This window comes from Niveibacterium umoris (assembly GCF_014197015.1).
Classification (GTDB): Bacteria; Pseudomonadota; Gammaproteobacteria; order Burkholderiales; family Rhodocyclaceae; genus Niveibacterium; species Niveibacterium umoris.
Map to the genome: position 1 here is coordinate 809,437 of NZ_JACIET010000002.1, position 20,533 is coordinate 829,969.

Annotated in this window: 17 protein-coding genes; 8 read left to right on the top strand and 9 right to left on the bottom strand. The window is 67.6% G+C overall.

Annotated elements, in window-relative coordinates; all coding sequences use genetic code 11:
* Positions 1-110: 110 nt before the first annotated feature.
* Positions 111-1,436 carry a phthiocerol/phthiodiolone dimycocerosyl transferase family protein gene (locus tag GGR36_RS15675; protein WP_183635727.1) on the top strand — a complete coding sequence of 442 codons (1,326 nt, stop codon included), beginning with the start codon at positions 111-113 and terminating at the stop codon, positions 1,434-1,436.
* 71 nt (positions 1,437-1,507) lie between these two features.
* Here GGR36_RS15675 and GGR36_RS15680 read toward each other — a convergent pair whose 3' ends face one another.
* Entirely contained in the window at positions 1,508-3,154 is a 1,647-nt protein-coding gene (locus GGR36_RS15680; protein WP_207064466.1) for a methyl-accepting chemotaxis protein, read from the bottom strand.
* A gap of 178 nt (positions 3,155-3,332) precedes the next feature.
* On the opposite strand from GGR36_RS15680, the gene GGR36_RS15685 reads away from it, so the two are divergent.
* On the top strand, positions 3,333-4,217 hold the full coding sequence (locus tag GGR36_RS15685; RefSeq protein WP_183635728.1) for a thermonuclease family protein: 885 nt from the start codon (positions 3,333-3,335) through the stop codon (positions 4,215-4,217).
* A 39-nt stretch (positions 4,218-4,256) separates the two neighbouring features.
* Here the strand turns inward: GGR36_RS15685 and GGR36_RS15690 are convergent, their stop codons facing one another.
* Positions 4,257-4,469: a DUF3820 family protein gene (locus GGR36_RS15690; RefSeq protein WP_183635729.1), complete on the bottom strand. Its 213-nt coding sequence runs from the start codon at positions 4,467-4,469 to the stop codon at positions 4,257-4,259.
* A 24-nt stretch (positions 4,470-4,493) separates the two neighbouring features.
* Complete coding sequence (locus GGR36_RS15695) at positions 4,494-5,165, bottom strand: DUF1345 domain-containing protein (protein ID WP_183635730.1); 672 nt, start codon at positions 5,163-5,165, stop codon at positions 4,494-4,496.
* A 165-nt stretch (positions 5,166-5,330) separates the two neighbouring features.
* On the opposite strand from GGR36_RS15695, the gene GGR36_RS15700 reads away from it, so the two are divergent.
* From GGR36_RS15700 to GGR36_RS15725, 6 genes are all read left to right on the top strand, one after another.
* On the top strand, positions 5,331-6,737 hold the full coding sequence (locus GGR36_RS15700; protein WP_183635731.1) for an META domain-containing protein: 1,407 nt from the start codon (positions 5,331-5,333) through the stop codon (positions 6,735-6,737).
* 104 nt (positions 6,738-6,841) lie between these two features.
* Entirely contained in the window at positions 6,842-7,660 is an 819-nt protein-coding gene (locus GGR36_RS15705; RefSeq protein ID WP_183635732.1) for a hypothetical protein, read from the top strand.
* Between the two features lie 66 nt (positions 7,661-7,726).
* The gene (locus tag GGR36_RS15710) at positions 7,727-8,215 is read left to right on the top strand and encodes a hypothetical protein (RefSeq protein ID WP_183635733.1); all 489 of its coding nucleotides are present in this window, start codon (positions 7,727-7,729) and stop codon (positions 8,213-8,215) included.
* Positions 8,216-8,258: 43 nt separating this feature from the next.
* Complete coding sequence (locus GGR36_RS15715; RefSeq protein WP_183635734.1) at positions 8,259-9,821, top strand: wax ester/triacylglycerol synthase family O-acyltransferase; 1,563 nt, start codon at positions 8,259-8,261, stop codon at positions 9,819-9,821.
* A 9-nt stretch (positions 9,822-9,830) separates the two neighbouring features.
* Positions 9,831-10,763, top strand: coding sequence for an alpha/beta hydrolase (locus GGR36_RS15720; protein ID WP_183635735.1), 933 nt, complete (start codon positions 9,831-9,833; stop codon positions 10,761-10,763).
* 79 nt (positions 10,764-10,842) lie between these two features.
* Positions 10,843-11,262 (top strand): hypothetical protein, encoded by a 420-nt coding sequence (locus GGR36_RS15725; protein ID WP_183635736.1) that lies wholly within the window; start codon positions 10,843-10,845, stop codon positions 11,260-11,262.
* Between the two features lie 12 nt (positions 11,263-11,274).
* Here GGR36_RS15725 and GGR36_RS15730 read toward each other — a convergent pair whose 3' ends face one another.
* The 6 genes from GGR36_RS15730 to GGR36_RS15755 form a co-directional block, all read right to left on the bottom strand.
* The gene (locus GGR36_RS15730) at positions 11,275-12,117 is read right to left on the bottom strand and encodes an SGNH/GDSL hydrolase family protein (protein ID WP_183635737.1); all 843 of its coding nucleotides are present in this window, start codon (positions 12,115-12,117) and stop codon (positions 11,275-11,277) included.
* 180 nt (positions 12,118-12,297) lie between these two features.
* A complete protein-coding gene (locus tag GGR36_RS15735) occupies positions 12,298-12,687 on the bottom strand; it encodes a hypothetical protein (RefSeq protein WP_183635738.1) in 390 nt (129 codons plus the stop codon).
* 130 nt (positions 12,688-12,817) lie between these two features.
* Positions 12,818-14,473: a DUF342 domain-containing protein gene (locus GGR36_RS15740; protein ID WP_183635739.1), complete on the bottom strand. Its 1,656-nt coding sequence runs from the start codon at positions 14,471-14,473 to the stop codon at positions 12,818-12,820.
* Positions 14,474-14,642: 169 nt separating this feature from the next.
* Positions 14,643-15,188 carry a signal peptidase II gene (locus GGR36_RS15745; RefSeq protein ID WP_183635740.1) on the bottom strand — a complete coding sequence of 182 codons (546 nt, stop codon included), beginning with the start codon at positions 15,186-15,188 and terminating at the stop codon, positions 14,643-14,645.
* Between the two features lie 109 nt (positions 15,189-15,297).
* Positions 15,298-16,659 carry a DUF3999 domain-containing protein gene (locus tag GGR36_RS15750; RefSeq protein WP_183635741.1) on the bottom strand — a complete coding sequence of 454 codons (1,362 nt, stop codon included), beginning with the start codon at positions 16,657-16,659 and terminating at the stop codon, positions 15,298-15,300.
* Positions 16,656-20,387 (bottom strand): DUF2339 domain-containing protein, encoded by a 3,732-nt coding sequence (locus GGR36_RS15755; RefSeq protein WP_242533374.1) that lies wholly within the window; start codon positions 20,385-20,387, stop codon positions 16,656-16,658. The genes GGR36_RS15750 and GGR36_RS15755 overlap by 4 nt, the downstream gene beginning before the upstream one ends.
* Positions 20,388-20,533 lie beyond the last annotated feature (146 nt).

Consider the following 20,533-nt stretch of genomic DNA (forward strand, 5'->3'; position numbering starts at 1 on the left):
CGGGATCGGCAGCATCCCACTCGGCGCTTGCGTTCGCCCCCTACCCGGCGCAGGCAGCTTCGGTTAGCGTGCGGGCAGCACTCCCCGCAACGACCGAACCGAGGCCCGCGATGGTCGAACGCCCGCTCGACTATGTCGAAACCTTCTTCTACCTGCTCGACAAGCTCTCCGGCGCCAACTTCGTCGTCTTCGCCGAACGCAACGCACCGCTCGACGTCGCGCGCTTGCCGGCGGCGCTGACTGCCCTGCAGGCTGCCGAACCCCTCTTGCAGGTGGCCATCCACCGCAGTGAATCCGGCCTGCATTTCGCGCCGGCGCCGGGGCGCGCGATTGCGATGCGCAGCGTCGAGACGGACGCGGCCGGATGGCAAGCCCACGTCGAAGCGACACTTGCCGAAGCCTTCGCCGATGGCGAGGCGCCCCTGCTGCGTTGCCTGCATCTGGCGATCAGCGACAGCGCGCGTTCGGTGCTCGCGCTGGTGTTCCACCATTCGATCGCCGACGGGCGCTCCGGCGCGGCCCTGTTGTGTCGGCTGCTGAGCCTGATCGCGCAGCCCGAACGGCCGCCGGCCGCGCCGCCACAGCCTCCGATGCATGCGCTGTTTCCGCCCGCGTTTCGCTGGGACGAACAGGAAGCGCGCGCCGAGGCGGTGATGGATGCGCTCACCGACGACATTAACCGCCACGGCGCACCGGCGCGCCTGCGCTGGCTCGACAGTGCAGCGGCGAAACGCGATCCGCGCTTCATCCGCATCGTACTCGATGCCGCGACGACGCAGCGCCTGCTCGCACAGGCCCGCGCGCACCACACCACGGTACACGGCGCGCTCTGCGCGGCGCAGCTGATCGCGCACAGCCGGCGCCTCGCCACCGATACGCCGCCCACGCTGTTTCTCTCCTGTCCGGCCGACATGCGGCCGCACCTCGCGCCGGCACCTGCCGATCTGCCCGCAGCCCTGTACGTCACGCTGGTGACCGCCTGCCATGTGGTCGCGCCACAGGCTGCTTTCTGGCCGCTGGCCGAGGGCGTCGCGCGGCAGATCCACGACAAGCTCAAGCGTGGCGATGGCCACCTCTTCTTCTACCTTTACGGGCTCGACGACGCAGCCTGCGACGCCGATGCGCAGCGTCGCTTCAACAAGCTGCTGATGAACACCCCGCAAGGTTCGATGATCAGCAACCTTGGCCGCATCGACACGGTGGCGGCGGACCCGGCGGTCGCGTCGATCTCGTTCGCGCTCTGCCCGATGCCTTACCAGAGCGTGTTCAGCGCGGTCAGCACCTACGCCGGCCGCCTCACGATCAACATGGGCTACGACGCCGCCAAGCTCGCGCCGGATGAAGCGCGCGGGTTGGCGGCGAGCATTGAAGCGCAACTGATCGAAGCGGCGGCAAGTGACGGCGCAACGGTAGACGACGCGCAAGCCGCGGAATAGCCGGTCAGGGCTTGCGCGGGACGCGTCGCCGCGGCGGCTTCGCGCGCTGCGGTCGCGCCGACGCCCTGCGCTCAGGTCTCGAAGCGCGACACCACCACGTTCAGGCGCGAGGCGATGCGTTCCAGCTCCTGCGTCGCACGCGCGGTTTCGCCCATGCCGACACTGGTCGCTTCCACCATCTGGGCGACCTGTTCGACCTGCCCGGCGAGCAGGGTGCTGACGGTGCCCTGCTCGCGGGTGGAACTGGCGACCTCGGCGACGCGGCCACTCGCGTGTTCGGCGTTCGAGACGATCTGGCGCAGCAGCTGCGCCGAGCGCTCGGCGGCGTCGACACCCTGTGACGCCTGCGACGAGGCGGTGGTCATCACGTCCACCGCACCGGCTGTCTCGGACTGGATCGCGTTGACGATGCGACCGATTTCCACCGTAGCGTGGGTGGTGCGTTCGGCGAGCTTGCGTACTTCATCGGCCACCACCGCGAAGCCGCGGCCCTGCTCGCCGGCACGCGCCGCCTCGATGGCCGCGTTGAGCGCAAGCAGATTGGTCTGCGAGGCGATCTCGTTGATCGACGAGGCGACCGTGCCGACTTCGCTGGCACGTGTGCTCAGACTGGCGATGCGCTGGACGGCATCGGATACCGTGCTCGACAGCGCCTGCATGTCGTTCGTCGCGGATTCGACTTCGCCCTGACCTTGCCGCGCCAGCCCCGCCGCACCCCGCGCGTGCTGTTCGGTGTCTTGTGCGGTGTCGGAGATGTGCGAAATGCTGACGGTGAGTTCTTCCATCGCCGCCGCCATCGACTGTGTGGATTCCGATTGGCGGTGCGCGGACTCGGCGACCGCCTGCGAGGTACTGCTGATCTCTTGCGAGGCTGCGCCCAGTTCCGCCGCGTCGTTGCTCAGCTCGGCAATGGTCTCGCGCAAGCGCGCGATCAATCCGCCCAGCTCGCTCAGCAGGCTGCCCGGCGCGCTACCGCTCAGTTGCACCCGCAGGTCGCCCCCGGCCACCCGCCGCATGGCCGCCACCGCATCGGCCGGTTCGCCGCCCACCTGATGCAGCACCGAGCGACCGATCACGGCGATCAGTGCGAATACGCAGCCGGCTAGCAGCAATACCACGCCGACACTGATCTCGAGATCGGTGCGGAACGCCGCATCGATATCGTCGACGTACAGCCCGGTGCCGATCGCCCAGTTCCATTCCGGCACCCCCATGATGTACGACACCTTGCGCAGCGGCTCGGTGCCGCCCGCACGCGGGAAGTAGTAGTCGGTGAAACCGCCCTGCGCCTGAGCCAGCCGGGTGATGTTTTCAACCAGTCGCTGGCCGGTCTTGTCGACCTCGTCCATGCGCGGCGTGCCTTCCCACTCTGGCCGGGGTGGCAAGAGCACGCATTTGCCGTCGAAGGCGTAGATGAAGAAATACTCCTTCTCGCGGAAGCGGATCTTGCGCAGCGACTCCTTTGCCTGCGCCTGCGCCGCGTCCCGACTGAGCTTGCCGTCCTTCTCTTGCTGCACGTAGTAATTGAGCTGGCCATGCGCCGTTTCGACCACCGCGCGGATCAGCGCCTTGCGCTGTTCAAGTCCGCTGCTGCGCTGGGCGTAAGCGCCCCAGATGCCGATCGCCAGCATGCCGACCAGTGAAGCGAGGCCGATTGCGATCAACTTGTTCTTGAGACTCGCCGACGTCAGCATTTCCAGCCACCTCTCGTGTCGCATCGAAGACCTATGTTTACGACCAGAAAGTCCATGGACTTGAGGGCGGCGTTAGGAGCCGGCGTCGCTGCGTTGAGAAACGGCCGCTCAGGCGCTGCCGGTAGCGCCTGTCATCGCGCCGTCAAACAACCGTCACGCGCCGGTGAAAGCATGGTGACTCACCCACCGGAGGAGACACACCATGGCGCTCGACTACTACAAGGTGATTCACGGCACGCTGGTCGCAGTTTCGTATCAGCCGGATGGGGATTCGATCCGCTTCGTCGCCGACGACCCGGACCAGTTCGGCGAATTGCATCGCGGTCACCAGGTGATCCCGTCGCGCCGCGACGGCAGTGTGCAACTGCGGCTGGAAGGCATCGACGCGCCCGAAACCCACTACGGCAAGGCCAAGCAGCCGCTTGGCGATGCTGCACGCGACGCGTTGCTGAGCACCCTGGGTTTCGCGTCCTGGGACTTTGAAGCGGACGGCGCGACGGTGGAAATGACGAGCCCGGAGGCGGTCAGCGCGACCATCCTCACCAAGGCTGCGGATGTGCATGGCAGGCCGATTTCCTACCTGTTCCGCGATGGCGTGATTCCGCACGACGACGGCGATGTCGTGCCGCTGGGCGGCAACCTGTTCTACGAATCGGCCAACTGCAAGATGGTCAGCAGTGGCGACGCCTACCCGCTGTGCTACTCGTCGACGCCGCGGGCGCATCGTTCGGCGCTGCGCGAAGCGGCACGCCATGCGCGCGCCCATTCGCTGGGTGTCTGGGGGCAGGACGAGAGCGAGTTGTTCTCGCTGGTCGACGCGGCTTCGATCGGTATCCACGGCGCGCTGATCTATCCGAAGCTGTTCCGCCGCTGCACCGACTACCTCAAGCAGGCGCTTGCTGCGCAGGTCGACTACAACCTTGCCGACTGGCTGCGCGACAACCCTTCGGAGGACGACAAGCTGTTCATCGAGCACGGCGGCCGCAGCCGGCCGATCGTCGTGCCGCTGCATGCCGCGATCGAACAGCGCAACGCCCGCATCGCCTTCATGCCCGATCTGACCGAACTCGTCTTCATCGAGAAGTAGGCCGGCCAGCGCGGCGTCTCCCAATGGGTGGCGACGCGTTCAGCGCCGGCGCAACGGCTCGAGCAGGCCGGAGAGGCCGTTGTGGTCGAGTTCCTGCATCAGCGCGAGCAGGTGGCCGAGTTCACCCTTGGGAAATCCGACGCGCGCGAACCAGTTCAGGTAGTGCCCCGGCAGGTCGGCGATGACACGGCCTTTGTACTTGCCGTAAGGCATCTCGCGCAGCAGCAAGAGTTCAAGATCTTCCGGCTTCATCGGAGCGGAACGTCGACGCGCTGCTCAAAGCAGCCCGGAGGCTATGTTGATCGTCAGCGCCAGCACGGTGGTGTTGAAGGCATAGGCGAGCACGCAGTGGACGAGCCCGGTACGCCGCATCGTCGGTGACGCGATGCTGACATCCGCTGTCTGACCCGAGGTGCCGATGACACAGGCGAAGTACAGGAAGTCGACGTAGTCGGGCGCATCGCACTCGGGAAAGATCAACCCGCCGTGCTCGCCGCGCGCCCGCGCGAGGTAGTAGTCATGCGCGTAGTGGAAGGCGAACATCACCTGCGTGAAGGCCCACGAGGAAACGATCGTAGCCGCGGTGAGCGCGATGTGTGCAAACTTCAGCACCCCCTGCATGTCCTTGACCACCTGCAGTTCAGCGACGATGGCGGCGAGGCTCACAACCGCCGCCAGCACGACCAGCGCCAGCACCACGATGCGGCCCTCGTCCTGCAGGCGCGCGCGCAGGCGCATGTGGTCATGCGGTGCCCTGAAGATCAACCACACGGCCAGCGCAAGATACAGCCAGGCGCCGACATTCCAGCCGATGATCAGGCGCGTCACGGTATGGTGTGCCAGCCCGTCTGGCAAGGCGACCACCGTCGCCATGCCGGCGAGCGTCCCCATAAACAGCCGTGGGCGCGAAGAGATCTGGCGCAAGAGAGCGAAGCGGCGGAGGAGCATGTTGGGGTCCTGGAGCAACAGTCTGAACGCACCGATAACACGTTAGCGGCATTCTGCCGGAACCCGCGGCGCGTTATGCCGACTGTTTGGCACGCAGGGATGTGTCATGCGATCGCCGGGAGTGGGATAGTACGGTGATCGGTCTTACCCGGAGGCATTAGAACGATGATCGGCGCCAAGATTTGCCAAGCTATTGTGCCGCTTTGCATTGCCGCGTTTGCATCAGCAGCGGGCGCTGCCACCCTTGCCGGTAGCGCTTTTTACCGCGAGCGGATTGCGTTGCCGCCCGATGCGGTTTTCGAAGCCACGCTGGAAGACGTCTCCCGCGCCGATGCGCCGGCGGTGTTGCTGGGGCGCGCACGTTTGGTGCCCGCGGGGCAGCCGCCGTTCCATTTCACGATCGAGTACGACGCTGCGGCGGTGCAGCCCGGGCATCGTTACACCGTGCGTGCGACGGTGCATCACGAAGGCCGCTTGATGTTCACGACCGATCGCAGCTATCCGGTGCTTCAAGGGGCGAGTGACGCACCGCTGCAGTTGATGCTGCGCATGGCCGGTGGCCACGCGGTGCCGGCGCCTCGCGCCAGCCTCGGGCCTCTGCCTGCCTCGTTCGAAGGGGTGTTGCCGTGTGCCGATTGCAGCGGCACACGCTGGCATCTGGATCTGCTGGGCGACCACAGCTACCGCCTGCGCATCGCCTACGAAGGCAAGCCTGAAGATCGTCACTTCGACGAAATCGGCACCTGGTCGCTCGCCGGCAAACCCGCGGAACTGCGCCTCTCGACGGGCCAGGGCCAGCCGCAACGCTTTGCGCTCGCTGCGGGCGGTACGCTCGACAAGCTCGATGCGGACGGCAAGCCGATTCCCTCGACCCTGAACCACTCGCTGACGCGTCTGCCGGCGGCGGCGCTGATTGAACCGGTTGTGAACCTGACCGGCTTCTACCGCTACATGGCGGACGCGGGCACGATCGAACCCTGTGCCATCGGCAAGCGACTGCCGGTGGCCACCGAAGGTGACAACGCGGCGCTCGAACGTGCCTACGCTGGCGCGCGCAAGGAAGCGGGTGCGCTGGTCTTCGTCAGCGTCGAGGCGCGCATCGCCGATCGCCCGCCGATGGAAGGCAAGGGCCTGCGGCCGACGGTGGTGGTCGAACGCTTCAACACGGTGATGGCAGGCGGCACCTGTGCGCGCCACGAGCAACCGTCGCCGTTGGCCGCGGCGACCTTGCAGGAGACCTACTGGCGGCTCACGCACCTCGGCACGGTGCCGGTCGAAAAACCGGCGCAGCAGCCCGAGCCCCATTTCGTGCTGCACACCGAAGGCGCGCGCGTCAGCGGATCAGCCGGCTGCAATCGCCTCACGGGTGGCTACACGCTCAAAGGTGACGAACTGAGCTTCGGGCGGGTGGCTTCGACCATGATGGCTTGCGTCGAAGGCATGGAGCAGGAGCAGCGTTTCCTGGCCGCGCTGGCCGAGGTCAGGCACTGGCGGATCGAGGGGCAGCGACTTGTGCTGCGCGACGCCAAGGGCGCCACGCTGGCGCGCTTCGAGGCGGTTGCGCTGCGCTGAGCGGCACGTCGCGACCGAGCCGGCGGTGCTGCGCCACCGCTGGGCCCGCGGGTCCCACGGTCGGCGGGTCGCGAAAAGGGGGCAAGTCCGTCTAGACTTCCGCGATGCCGGTTTCAGCAGCCCAACGCTTACAACGCTCACAGCGCGCCCTGCGCGTCGCATTTGCCCTGTCGCTCGCCCTGCATGCGGCGATCCTGTTCGCGCCGATCCATGTGCCGGGCAAGGTGGCGCACGCGCCGCCACGCCTGAACACCCGGCTGTCGCTACGCGCCCCCGAACCGCCGCCCGAGGTCATTGAACAACCTGAACCACCGCCTCCGCCAACCAAGGTTCCACCGCAGCGCCACAAACCAGTGATTACCCGCAAGGAAGGGGGGCTGGGGGCCAGTGTCGATCCGGCGCCGACATTCAGTCAGGCCGATCGCGATGAAATGAACCGCTTCCTTGAATCGCTGGAGCAAGAGGCGCGCGAGCAACCGAGTCTCGCCCAGCATTCGCTGGCCATGGCCCGGCAGATCGGACGCGAGGCTACATCCGGATTTGATGAAGGATCGGTATCGCTAGAGCAAGTTCCGGGCTCACCAGTGGTCGATCGGTTCAGTCTCAAGCTTTACTACCGTGCTTTGGTGGACAAACTCAATCGCAGCAAGGGTCATGTCAGAGCCGAACCAAAGCAAGTCGGTTACAAAGACCTCTTGGTGCAATTGAGGCTGAACGCTAACGGCACTATTCGCAGTTTCGACGTACTCAGCGCTGCTGACCAGGCTGACCAGATCGCCTATATCAAGCAGGTCATCGAGCGAGCGGCACCCTATTCGGCTTTTCCACCAGACATCAATCGTTCCGCGCAATCGATGACAATACGGATGCGAATTGTGCCGCTCCGTGGGGGCAGTGATTTCGAGTTTGAATCGAACTACTAGTTGGATGCGCGAATCGCATCGAAGAGGGCGCCGAATCGATTACCCTGTCGTTTTGAAAGGCGCGCCATGAATCCGATCCACGATACCGACGTCCAGCTGCTGCTTGCGGTGGCGCTGGCGTCCAAACGCAAGCCTGCCACGCTCGACGAGGTCATCGTCGCGCTCGCGCTGCACGACAAGCGCCTGCCGCCCAAGGGCAAGCTGCACGACGCCTTCACCCGCCTCTCGGCGCACGGCCTGCTGCAGCAGCAGGACGACGGCTACACCCTGACCGAAGCGGCACAAGGCGTGCTGGAACTCGGCCGCAAGACCTACGAGCACGACGAACGCGTGTTCCGCGTCAAGGAACGCCTCGCGGCCTTCGAGGCGGCCGGCAAGCACGCGGTGATCCAGCTGGCCGCAGAACAGCTGGGCACCGCGATCGCCAGCTACGAGGCGAGCCTGCCGCCGCTGACCAAGACCGAGAAGGCTGAACTCAAGCGCGAGCAGTCCGGCCAGGTGCGGCGACCGGCCGCCGGCCGCCCCGCCGCCGCCAGACCCCGCGCGCGGCGCTGACCTCGCGCCGCCAATGCGCTGACGAACCGACGGGAGTCGTGCAGTGAAGCCGCTGACCGGTCTGGACGGACTCTTCCTGCATCTGGAAACCGAGGCGACGCCGATGCATGTCGCCGCACTGCACGTGTTCGAGCCACCGCCGGCGGCGAGCGCCGATTTCCACGCCGCGGTGCGCCGCATGATGGGCGAGCGCATCGATCTTGCGCCGATGCTGCGGCGCAAGCTGGCTGCGCTGCCCTGGCAGTTCGCCAACCCGGTGTGGGTGGAGGACGAGGATTTCGATCTCGACCTGCATGTGCGCAGCGTGCTGCTGCCCTGCCCCGGCACCAGGGCGCAACTCGAAGATTGCATCGGCGAGCTGCACGCACGGCCGCTCGACCGCGAGCGCCCGCTCTGGATGCTGTACGTGATTCACGGACTGGAAGACGGCCAGGCCGCCTTCTACATGAAAATCCACCACGCGATGCTCGATGGCGCCGCGGGTGTTGCACTCACTCACGCCTTGTTCGACACCGAGGCCGAGCCGGCGCCGCGCGCGCTGCCGCGGCCGCGTCGTCGCGAAGCCGCGCCCGGGGTGTTCGCGTTGATGAGCGCTGCGCTGACGCGCGATGCCGACCAGTACATGAAGCTGGCCCGCCATCTGCCGGATGTCGTTCGCGTGCTCACCGGCCTCATGGGGCGAACGGGGGGCGACGCACCGCAGGGCGAGGGCGCGCTGCGGCGCAACTTCGCCTTTGGGCCGAAAACGCCCCTCAGCATCACGATCGACAGCGAGCGGCGTATCGCGTTGGTGGACTTCCCGCTCGATGCGGTGAAGCGCATCGCCAGCGAACACGGAACCAAGCTCAATGACGTGGTGCTGGCGCTGTGCAGTGGCGCGCTGCGGCGCTACTTTGCGCACCACGGTGGCATTCCGGACAAACCCCTGATCGCCGCGATGCCGATCTCGCTGCGCGAAGCGGGCAACACCGAGTTCAGCACGCAGGTGACGATGAATCTGGTGAGCCTTGCGACCGACATCGCCCATCCCTTGCGCCGTTTGCACGCCATTCGCGATGCCGCGACTGCGAGCAAGGCGCTCACCCGCCACGCGAAATCGGTGTTGCCGACCGATGCACCGTCGATTGGCGTGCCGTGGTTGCTGGGCGGGCTGGCCTCCCTTTACGGCCTTGCCGGCGTCGCCGACCGCGTGCCGCCGATTGCCAACCTCATCATCTCGAACGTGCCGGGTCCGGCCCAGCCGCTCTATGCCTGCGGTGCGCGGATGACCGAGTACTGGCCGCTGTCGATCGTCGAGCACGGACTGGGTGTGAACATCACCGTCATGAGCTATGCCGGCACGCTGGGCTTCGGCATTGTCAGCGCCCACAGCGCAATGCCCGATCCGGACGCGCTGGCGGACGGCCTGCGCGAGAGTTTTGCCGAGCTGGTGCTGTGCGACGCGCCGGCCGCGCGGCCCAAACGTACGCGCAGCCACGCGGCCACGCAGGCCGCCGCCGAGGGGGACGAGACGCGCCCCCGTCGCAGTGCGACGCCGGTCGCCAAAGCGCGCGGCGATACACCGGCTGCCGCGGTGCCGCGCCGTTCGCGCAGCAAGGCCGGCTGAGGCGGCAGCATGCCCAACGTGCTGGCGCGTGGTTTGCAGATCGAGTACGAATCGCTGGGTGACCCGGCGGCGCCAACCATCGTGCTGATCATGGGTCTCGGCATGCAGTTGGTGAGCTGGCCGGATGCGTTCTGCAACGCACTGGTCGAGCGGGGCTTTCGGGTGATCCGCTTCGACAACCGCGATGCCGGTCTCTCCACCAGGCTGCGGGTGCACAAGCGGCCGGGGCTGCTGCCGACCTTGCTGCGCGCTGCCTGCGGACTCAAGCCACGGGTGCCTTACACCCTCGAGGACATGGCCGCCGACACCGTCGCGCTGCTCGACGCGCTGGGCATCGAACGCGCGCACATCGTCGGCGCTTCGATGGGCGGCATGATCGCGCAGCTGGTCGCCGCGCATTACCCGCAGCGGGTGCTCAGTCTGGTTTCGATCATGTCGTCGAGCGGCAACCCGCGCCTGTCGCGGCCCAAGGTCCACGCAGCGCGGGCGCTGCTGAGCCGGCCGGCCGAACCGGGCAATCCGGAGAGCGTCATCGAACACCTGATCGGCGTGTTCGGCGTGGTCGGCAGCCCCGGCTTTCCCTACGAGCGAGACGCTCTGCGCCGCCATGTCGCGGCCGCGGTGCACCGCGCCTGGCATCCGGCCGGAACGGTGAACCAGCTGCTCGCGGTCATCGCTTCCGGCGATCGTCGCCATGTGCTGCGCCAGATCCGCGTGCCGACACTGGTGATCCACGGCGACGCCGATCCGCTGGTGCCGCTCGAAGCCGGTCGCGATACGGCGCGGCACATTACCGGCGCGCAGCTCCAGATCATCGCCGGCATGGGTCACGACCTCGCGCCCGGCGTGCAGCCCCTGCTGGTCGAGGCGATTGCGCGTCACTGCAGCGGCGCCGCGGGGTTCGCGCCTGCTGTCCGTGCCGCCACAGCCGTTCGCTCATGATCGCCGCCATGCCGGGGTGGGCTGAGCGCGGCGACTGCGGGTAGCTATACTGTTGGCATCACATGCGCCGGGGGCAAGCATGGAATGGACACAGCACGGCAGTTACGCGCTGCACTGGCAGGGTGACATCCTCGTGGCCCGCTACGAGGGCGCCTGGAACGACGTCGCGGCGAAGCACCTGCATCGCGATGCGCGCATCCTGTGGCAGCTGCGTGGCCCGGCGGCCTGGGGCCTGCTGAGCGACGCGCGCGACTGGACCGGCGCCACGCCGGAGGCGCTCGAGGCCTGGTGGGCCTTCTTCGAGGATGGCGTTGCACACGGATTGATCGCCGCATCGGATGTTCACGCCTCGATGTTCAACAGCGTGATGGTGAGCCCGCTGGCGGAACGTGCGATGCGGCTTGCGCACTACCGCAGCAGTCGCAGCGTCGACGATGCGCTGGCGTGGTTGGCGCAACTTGGCCTGAAAACCGCGCCCGACCCGTCAAAGGCGCCCTGAACGCTAACCACCTTACTTGGCGTTCAATCGCTGCAGCGTAGGCAGGATCGCGCTGAGCCAGGCGTCGGCGAGGCGTGCATTACCGTCGCCTTGCGGATCGACGTGGACGCCGTCCGGCGCGAGGTCTGCAACGCTGACCGCCGCGTGCGTATCCACAAGATGCAGGTGCTCATCGGTTTGCATGCGCGTGCTGATGCCTTGCCGGACGGTCGGCGTGAAGCGATCGATCCGCGCGTTGGCGGCGCTCTCACGAAGCGGCAGCGTGGTACCGACAAACAGCTCGGCCTGCGGGGCGCTCGCACGCACGCGATCGACCAGCGCCAGCAGATCGGCGGCGATCGTCCCGTCGTTGATGGTGGTGTAGACATCGTTGGTGCCTGCCAGAAGCAGGATCACATCGGGCCGCGCGCTGGCGATCCACTGCGTGACATTGCCGGCAGCCGGGTCGCTTCGCCGCCCGTCGCGCAACTCGTAGGAAGTCCAGCCTCCATGGCCTTCATGGGCCGGATCGGGCAGCCCATTCGAAGTGTTGGTCAGCCCGCCGACAAAATCGACCGGCAGGTTCAGCGCGATGAAGCGTCGGTAAAGCTCGTAGCGGTAACCACCGTAGCTCGATGGCCAGCCCTCGGTGATCGAATCACCCAGCGCCATCACCCGCACGCCGGTGTTGAGCCAGACCGGCGCTTCAAGTGCCACGGCGGTTTGCGTGCCGGCCGTGCGCGCGTCGCCAGCGCCGCCGCCCCCGCACGCGACCAGCCCGCAGAGGCCCAGGAGCAGTGCTGATCGGGTGAGGCGACCTGACGAGTGCGATACAGATCCTTGCGCGCGGGCAAGCGCCATCCGAAGTGTTGCCATGTTGCCGGTCCCTGTTGTGAGGCGGAAACGGCTTCATACACCATTCCCCGCGGTCGGCGCTTCATGCAAAACAAATACGGGGGACATAGGGATTGCGGGCGTCAGTGCGGCTTGTTACGGTGCCGCGGTGCTTGCTTGCGCGGATCAACGGCGGGCGTCGACATGATGCGCGCGCTGTGCTCAGACCATCAGTCGTCGTATCGACCCGGATACTGATACCAGCTGCGCTCCGTCCATGCGCAGCAGGATCTTGCGGATCACGGACCCGATCAACTGCTGCGCGCCGACCAGTCCGAGGTTGGCGGACTGCTGCAGGATGAAGCCGGCTTTCGATTCCTTCAGCGGTTGCATGAAGAAGTAGTCCATGCCGCTGTTCATCAACTCGATCACCACGTCGGCCAGGTCACTTGCGTGCTCGATCGGCTCATCGGTTTGTTCAAGCCGTAGCAGCACCGCGAGCGTCTTCTCTCGCAGCGTTTCGGAATGGTAGAAGCGGAGGAAGGGTTTCTGCGGCGCGTCATCCACCGACGTAACCGGTGTCGTTGCCTTGCGTCTGGGTGCGGGTGCCATGATTTGAGCGCCGTGTCGTGAATGCAGCGAAGGGTGACCGGGACTTGCCCGCGCGCTGCGTCGGCCACGAAGCCGCAACACGTGTGCACACTATACGTCGCCGCACGGCATCAGGGCGGCGCGCGGCCGGTCAATGCCATGCCTCTTCGTCGACTGCCAGCAGACCCAATGTTCCGTCGCGGTCAAGCCCGATCGCACAGGCTTCGTATTCGCGTGGCACCCGGAAGTGCCGCTCGCCGAGGCGCACTTCCACCGCTTCGTGCAGCTTCGTCGTGGCGATGACGCGCGCGCCCATCGCGAGGCCGACCTTGCGGTTGAGCTCCTCGAACTGTTCGCGCAGATCGGCAATCGCGGCTGCAATCGCGGCCGCCGTCTGGCGCGCCTTGTCGACCGTGGCTTCCGGCAGCCTGCCGGGTTGCTGTCGCGCCAGCGCGAGCAGCTTGCTGACATCGAGCAACTGGGTTTCCTTGGCATCGCGCGCCTTCGCCAGCTCCAGCATCTGCCTGTGCATCGCCGGGTTGACGCCGATCTCGATCACGGTCGCGATGCGCTGCGGGCTGCCGACTTCCTTGGCGGTGAGACTGAGGGTGGCCTGATGGTGGCCGCCGATCAGGCAGCCCCGGTGCTTGCGCCCGACCACGATGTGGTTCGCCGCGATCAGCTCGCATTGCACCGCGGTGTCTTCGATGACGATGCAGTCGCCCGCTTCGATATGGGCGTTCTGCGCATAGCCGGCTTCCACATTCACCGCCGCACGCACGCAGGGTGCGCCGCTGCGCTTGCCGTCCTTGCGCCCGAGCCCGCCGATGATGCCGCCGCGTACCGCGACGCTGCCGCCGGCCTCCAGCGTTGCCAGTTCGACCACGCCGCCGACTTCGATGTCGCCGGTGGCGGTGACCGACATGCCGGCACCGACGTCGCCCTTGATCTTCACGCTGCCCTCGAAGCGGATGTTGCCGCTGGCCATATCCACCGATTCGATCGCCAGCACCGGTTCGACGCTCATGCCGTCAGGTCGCATCACCGGCTGGCCGGTGATCGCGGCGACCAGCAGATCCGGGTCGTCGGCGCTCAGTCGCGTGCCGGGCAGATCCATGCCGAACATCACCGCCTTGCCCGCTTGCGCCGCGAGGGTGTCGCCGGTGAGTGTGCGTCCGGGCGTGCCGGCAGTGGGCGCAACGCGTCGCATCAGCGCATCGCCCGGGTGCACGACGACGATGTCGCCCAGATCCCGGTAATCCACCTGTCCGTTCTCGCTGACACGCGGGCTGCGGCTGCGGGCTTGCGACTGGCAGGGCTCGAGCGCGCCATCCTTGCCGTCTTCCGGCGCGCGGCCGCGGGCCACGATCAGGTTTTCGGCCTGCCCGGCGGCGAGCGCTTCGGCGAGCACCGCGTGGTCCACACCATGCTGCACGCCGAGCTCGTTCAAGCGCGCCAGCACAGACTCCGACGACACCGGCGTACCGCCCTCGGCGGGCACCAGCGTCAGCTGCGCCAGCATGTGGTCGTCGCTCAGGGTTACGCTCAAGCTCGCGTCCACCGCTTCGGCGACCCGCAGCGCCTCGAATGCCTGGCCAGCGTGGTAGCGCGTCAGCAATTCGGCCACCGCGTCCGGCAGCACGCGGAGCTCACCCCAGCCGTGCTCGGCCAGCGCGGCGCGCAGCCAGCCCTCGTCGATCGGCGCGGCACCGGCCGTCGCACTGTTGCGCGCCAGCACGGCGCGCGCCGTTTCGTCAAAGCTCAGCGTCAGCCCAAGGCCCTGCTGACTTGCGGATGCGTCGTCCATCGATGGCCTCCGATCCGATGTGTCCTGCGTGGCCGGACAGGATGCCGCCGTGGGGATGCAAAGGGAAGCTGCGCCTGCCGTGGCCGCTGTCGCGCTCGCTGGGATGCCTTAGCAGCGCCGTCACAACTTTCGGCCACTGCTGCGCGAATTGCCGCGTTCCGCCGAACCTTCAATCCGCGACGTGCCACTCCTGCGCACGACGACGGTGGCACCAGCGGCCCACGCATCGCGCGCCGCTCCAGATCAGTGCTGCGGCCGATCCAAGCAGGGCACAGCCCAGCATCCCGTCCGCGATGTTCAAGGCCTTGCCACCAACAGTGGCAGTGTGCCGATGCAGAACGATGGCGATGTAGTCGGTGACATGACCCGCTACGATCATTTCGCCCATGTTCATTACCGCGCCAGCTGCGATCAACCTGAGTACTACCGTCATGAGCAGTACTTGCCCGTTGCTCAGGTCTTTGCGGGCAAGCCGTCCCAGCGGGCTGGTGGGCGAAAATGCCCAAATCATTGCGGCGCCGACGAGTATGGGCAGCACATGTTTTTGACTGGCGTAAAGGCCGAAGCGTCCGGGGTTCGTCACAGCCGAATAGTGGAGTACCCGCGCGAAACAGACCGACCCGATTCCTGATCGGGTGTGCGGCGTGCATGCCGCAACGCCACCTGCATCCAGAAGGTATGAGGCGAGAATCCGGATACCCAGATCCAGAAGCATCGCGAGCAGGACGCACAGGCTTGCAGGGTGAAGTCTTCGCAGCACGAAAGGCGAGCTTTGCGGCATCGCGTCGTCGGTTTCGCAGTTAGTCATTGGGCAGTCAGGCCGATCAAGGCCGTGTCTGCTTCACCAGCGACCACGCCATTCCTCCCATCACGGCAACGCCGACGACGAGCACCGCCCACAGCACCCACTTGCGCATTTGGACCGGCGATTCGGCGGCTCTGGGGCTGCTGCTGTCGGCGGCGCTGGCCTGGGGGCCGAAGGCTGCTTCGGCGTCCGCGATCCTGGGTGCGCCGGGTTGGCCGTAGCCGGGCACCAGGGTGCCGATCGCCAGCGCGGCGGGTGCGGCTTTGGGGTTGCCGAGGGCGAGGGTGTAGGGCGCCGGGCCGCGGGTGAGGAAGACGAGCTGCTGCGGCGTGAGGCCGAGCTGCAGCGTGGGCGCGGTGTTGCCGAGGCCGCCGCTGCGCGGGTCGGCGTGCAGGCGCAGATGCTGAATCGCGATGTTGCCGAGCGCGATGTCGGGCGAGGTGCGATCCGACCCTTCGCCGCTGAGGCGGTAGACGACACCGCTGGTGAGGCGCTGCCAGGGCGCGCGTTCGTCGTTGCGCGTAGCGACTTCGACAGGGGCCAACAGATTGCCCGGCGGCAGCGTGACACGCAGTTGCTCGGCACGGATCGGCGTCGGCAGGTTCAGCACATAGTCGCCCTTGGCGTCGCGCAGCACGGCGCTCGCGGGCGTCCAGACCATCGCGGGGGGCTCGGTGTGCGCTTCGCGTGTGATGAACTTCGCCGCGGTGATCGGCGCCGCTTCGGCGGGCTCGCGCCACAGCACGCGCAGGTAGCGCGCGTTGGTTTGACCCAGTTCGATGCGCTCGCGGCGGATCTGTTCGCCGTTGAAATCGAGCACTGCGAGCACGGCGTCGGCCTGCAGGCTTTGCCACTGCGCGAGATCGTCGCTGCCTTCGACGCTGACGCGGTGGAAGCCGCTGACGCCCTCGCCGAGCGTAATGTCGAGCGCCGCCAGCGTCGCATCCTTGCTGCCGGTATCGATCAGGTAGCCGCGCAGCGGCTTGCCGGCCGCTTTGCCCGCCTGCTCGCGTACCGACACCACGGTGCCAGCGGTGTCGCGCCGCACATCCACCTGCAGGTCGCCGCCAGTGGTGTTGGCTTCGCCGTGCAGCGGGAACCAGCGCAGCGCACGTTGCTGTTCGCTGGCGCGCGTCTGCGGCGGTGTAGCGATCAGCGCGAAGGGCACCGCCTCGCCGTTTGCGTTGAAGACCCGCAGATCGCGCAGATCCGGCGAGCGGGCTGCAAGGTAGGCGTCGATCGGCAGCGTGAGCCGCGCGTACGGTGCCGCCTGCGCAACGCGAATACTGGCGCGGGTGGCGAAGTCCGCCACTTGTTCTTCGGCGGCGTGGCTAACGCTGTAGCACAGCAGCGCGACTAGGAGGGTGGCGATGCGGCTCATGATGTGGCCTCTTCGTTCGATTCGTTGGTCCTGGGCGGCAGCGGCGCGAAGTAGCCGACCACCAGCAAGAGCACGCCCACCGCGATGAAGGACACGATGCGCGCGAGCCCGCCAGTGTTTGAGAGTTCGATCAGGAACAGTTTGGCGACGACCACGCCGATCAGCACCGCGCCGATCAGCCAGCGCATCCGATCCTGCGCGCGGTGGCCGCTTACCATCAGCGCCAGCGCGGCGATGCTCCACGCAATCGAGAGGCTTGCCTGCAGCGTCATCGAGGCGAACAGCGCATGCGATTCGAAGGGCACGCCGGCCCAGTGATGCACGACGCGGGCCACGCCGCAGGTGTAGACGAGGAAGGCGACCGCACCGAAGCTCGGGCGCAGCAATTGCTGCGCGTCGTCCGCCAGGTCGACACGCGTGAGCCAGCGCCACACAGCGAGCAGCACGATGCCGCAGGCGATCTCCAGCGGGTTGGCGATGGGGATGTACGGCAGCGGTGCTGCAGAGCCTGTCGAGTGCAGGTTTGCCGCCATCACCCACAGCACCATCAACAGCCCCACCGGCGTTGCGACCAGGGTGCGGTAGGTGGATTCGCGCGCGCCGAAGGGCCAGCGCTGAGGCCACTGCTCGCGCGCAGTGAAGATCAGGTAGGCGGCGGGCACCAGCGCCCAGCCGAGCCAGCGCCATGCAGACCGTTCGTCACCCAGTTCGGCGAACAGTGCGCGCGCTTCGAGCGCCAGCACCGTCAACAGCAGCCATGCACCGAGCGCGTGAGCGAGTTTGATGCCGATCGCCGGCCACGGCGCTTCATCGCCTTCCGCGAGCAGGCGCAGCGCGAGCAGGTGTGCGACCAGCATCGCAGCCCAGCCCGCGCCCGCGAGCCCGGCGAAAGGCGCATAGCCGGCGTGATAGTCGGCCGCGAGTGCGAACCAACCGAGCGGCGTCAATGCAAGGCACAGGTTTGCCAGCGTGGCCCAGGCCCAGCGGCGTGCCGCGAGCGTCCACAGCATCGCGGTGGCAGCGATCAGGCCCAGCGCTGCGGCGTGCTGCTGCACCGGTACGACGAAGCGTTCGATCTCGGCGAGCCAGGCATAGCCCCACCACAGCGCGCCCCACAGCAGGCCGAGCAGCGAGAGCTTCGGTGCGATGTCGGCAAACTGCGCGTCGCCGCGCTGCTGCAGGCGCCATGCGGCGACCCAGGCCGCGAGCGCGATCACCAGCGGCACCAGGAAACCGGCATGGCGCAGCGGTGAGAGATCCGGGTCGGCATGCAGCGCGACGTTCGGCCACACCTGCATCAGGAAGGCCGCCGCGGCTGCCACCTGCAGCGCGATGCCGAACCACATCGCCACCGCCTGCCGCAGCGAAATCGCGAGCCACAGGATCAGCACGCCGCTGAGCGCCCACACGCCGCTCGCAACCCGCCAGGGCAGCACGAAGAGCACCGCCAGGTTGATGAGTGCGAGGCCGAAGACGAGGAAGAGCCCGACCCCGGCCGACAGCCCCGGCAGCGCATCGGCATTCCGGGTCGTGAGGATCGTGCTGGCGAGCACCGTGAGGCCGATCAGCCCGCACACCACCAGGCCCGACAGCCCGGCCGCGAAGACCTGCGCGCCGTCCGCCGCCGCGCCGTGGTTGTTGGCGAAGAACACGATGCCGGCAGCCACCTGCACCAGCATGCCGGTGAGCAGCGCGGCGCGGTCCGCAAAGCGCAGTGCCGCCCACACCGTGGCGACGCCGGCGATCGCCCAGGCCACCGCGGTGGTGGTGCTGCCGGCGAGCATCGGCGCCAGCAGGTAGGCGAAGACGAGGCCCAGCACCGCGAAGAGCGGCTTGAGGGCGGCGTCGGCGGGCGGGTTGTCGTTCGCAGCCTCGATGCGGGCGACGCGCCAGTTCGACAGCAGCGCGCCGGCCAGCATCAGCGTGCCGAGCCAGGAACCGGCCAGCAGCGAGCCGGGGTCGGCAGTGCCGCTGCCCAGTGTGCGCAGGAAGAACACCGTGGCACCGGCTTGCAGCAGCAGCGCGAAGGCGCGCGCCAGCGTGCGCTGCTGGCGATGGCCGAGCCAGTAGATGCCGGCGCCCTCCACCGCCCACGCGGCGGCGGTCCATTGGTCGTCGAGCGCGAGCGGGATCGCCAGCGACGCGAAGATCACGCCGAGCGCGAGGAAGACTTCCACCAGCAGCAGGTTGCGGATGCGATCGCGGCCGAGCAGCGCGCGTGCCAGGATCAGGTAGAAGGCGCCCAGCGCGAAGGCGCTGAAAGCCATGCCGTATTCGATGTGGCGGATGATCGCCACCTGCAGGCCAAAGCCCAGCAGCGGCACGCCGAACAGCAGGGTGCCGTCGATCGCGTTGGCATGCGCCAGCGCGCCGCGCAGCAGTTCGCCGTGGTCGGCATCGCGGATCGGCGATGTCCATTCGGCCATGCGTCGGCGTGCGAACAGCAGTGCGATCGTCACGTACATCAGGAAGAAGGCGACGAGGAAAGGTTCGGTGCTGGCGAAGAGCTCCGGCTGGTAGCTGCGCAGCCCCCATGCGGTGCCGATCAGGAAGGTGCCGGCAAAACCCACCAGATTGAGTACCCGCCAGGCCTTGAACCAGGCAATGCCCAGCACGCCGGCGTTGAGCAGCAGGAAGTAGGAGAACAGCGCCACATGGCTGCCGCCGCCGGTGGAGGCGAGGATCGGTGCCGCAAAGCCGCCCAGCGTGCCGGCGATTGCCAGCGAGGGCGCGTTCTGCTTTACCGCGAGCAGGCCAGCGAGCGCCGCGACCGCCACCATCAGCACGAAGCCAAACTGCAGCGGGATCAGCGGATGCAGCCGCATCGCCGCGAAGGTGGTGAGGTACATCACCGCCACCGCCGCACCTTGTAGCAACAAGCCGTAAGGCCCGTTGCGCTCGCGCAGCCGCCAGCCGACCACCAGCAGGCCGAGCGCCGTGGCGGCGACGCCGGCGTAGCGGAATTCGATCGGTAGCGTGGTGCGTTCGGCCGCGTAACGCAGCAGGAAGGCCAGCCCGAGGAACAGCAACACGATGCCCATGCGCACCAGCGTGTTGCCACCGAAAAGCCAGGCGCGCGCGGCGTCGAAGGCGCGCTCGACCAGGCCGGGGCCGGACGGCGTGGCTTCGAGCGCTTCTTCGGTCGCCGCGACCGCCTGCTCCGCCTCGCGCTCGACCGGGGCGCGCCGCACCGCAGCAAGTGCCGCATCGACCCGGGCCTGAACCGCCGCATCGTCGGTGGGCGCCGATTGCGCGGTGGCCATCTGCGCTACCGCCGGTGGCATCGCGGGGGCGGCACCTTCGGCGCTTTCCGCGCTCACGCTCGCGGCGGCAGCGGTCTCGGCGCCGGGGACTTCGGCGGGGGGTGCCGCGACCGGCGCTTGGGCAGGTTGCTCCGAGGCGGCCGCGTCCGGCGGCACCGTCTGATCGGTGGTGGCATGTGTGCCGGCGTCGGCGTGCGCGCCCGGTGCGCCTTCCCGCACGGCCTCCAGTGCGACGAAACGCTGGTGGATCGCCAGCGTGACGCGGTCGAAGTGTTCGCGGAAGGCGTCCAGCGCCGTTTCCCGCTCGTCGATGCGCGCGGCCAGGGCCTCGTAGCGCTGCTGCAACTCCAGCACCCGCCCGGCAAGGAAACCCAGTGCCGCCCCGAGCAGGGCACCGACCCATCCGCTTACATCCTGCCACTGCGCTACGACCAAACCTGCAATCAGGCCGACCACAAGCATCATGAAGCTCACGCCATTTCCTCCCGGCAACCGGAACATGCGGCTGACATGCCACAAGGCCGCAGTCTCCCACAGGCGGACGCTGCGGCTTGTGAGGGACCACGCAGTCGGGCACAAACACGCACCCCTGAGGGTCAAGGATCGCAGGC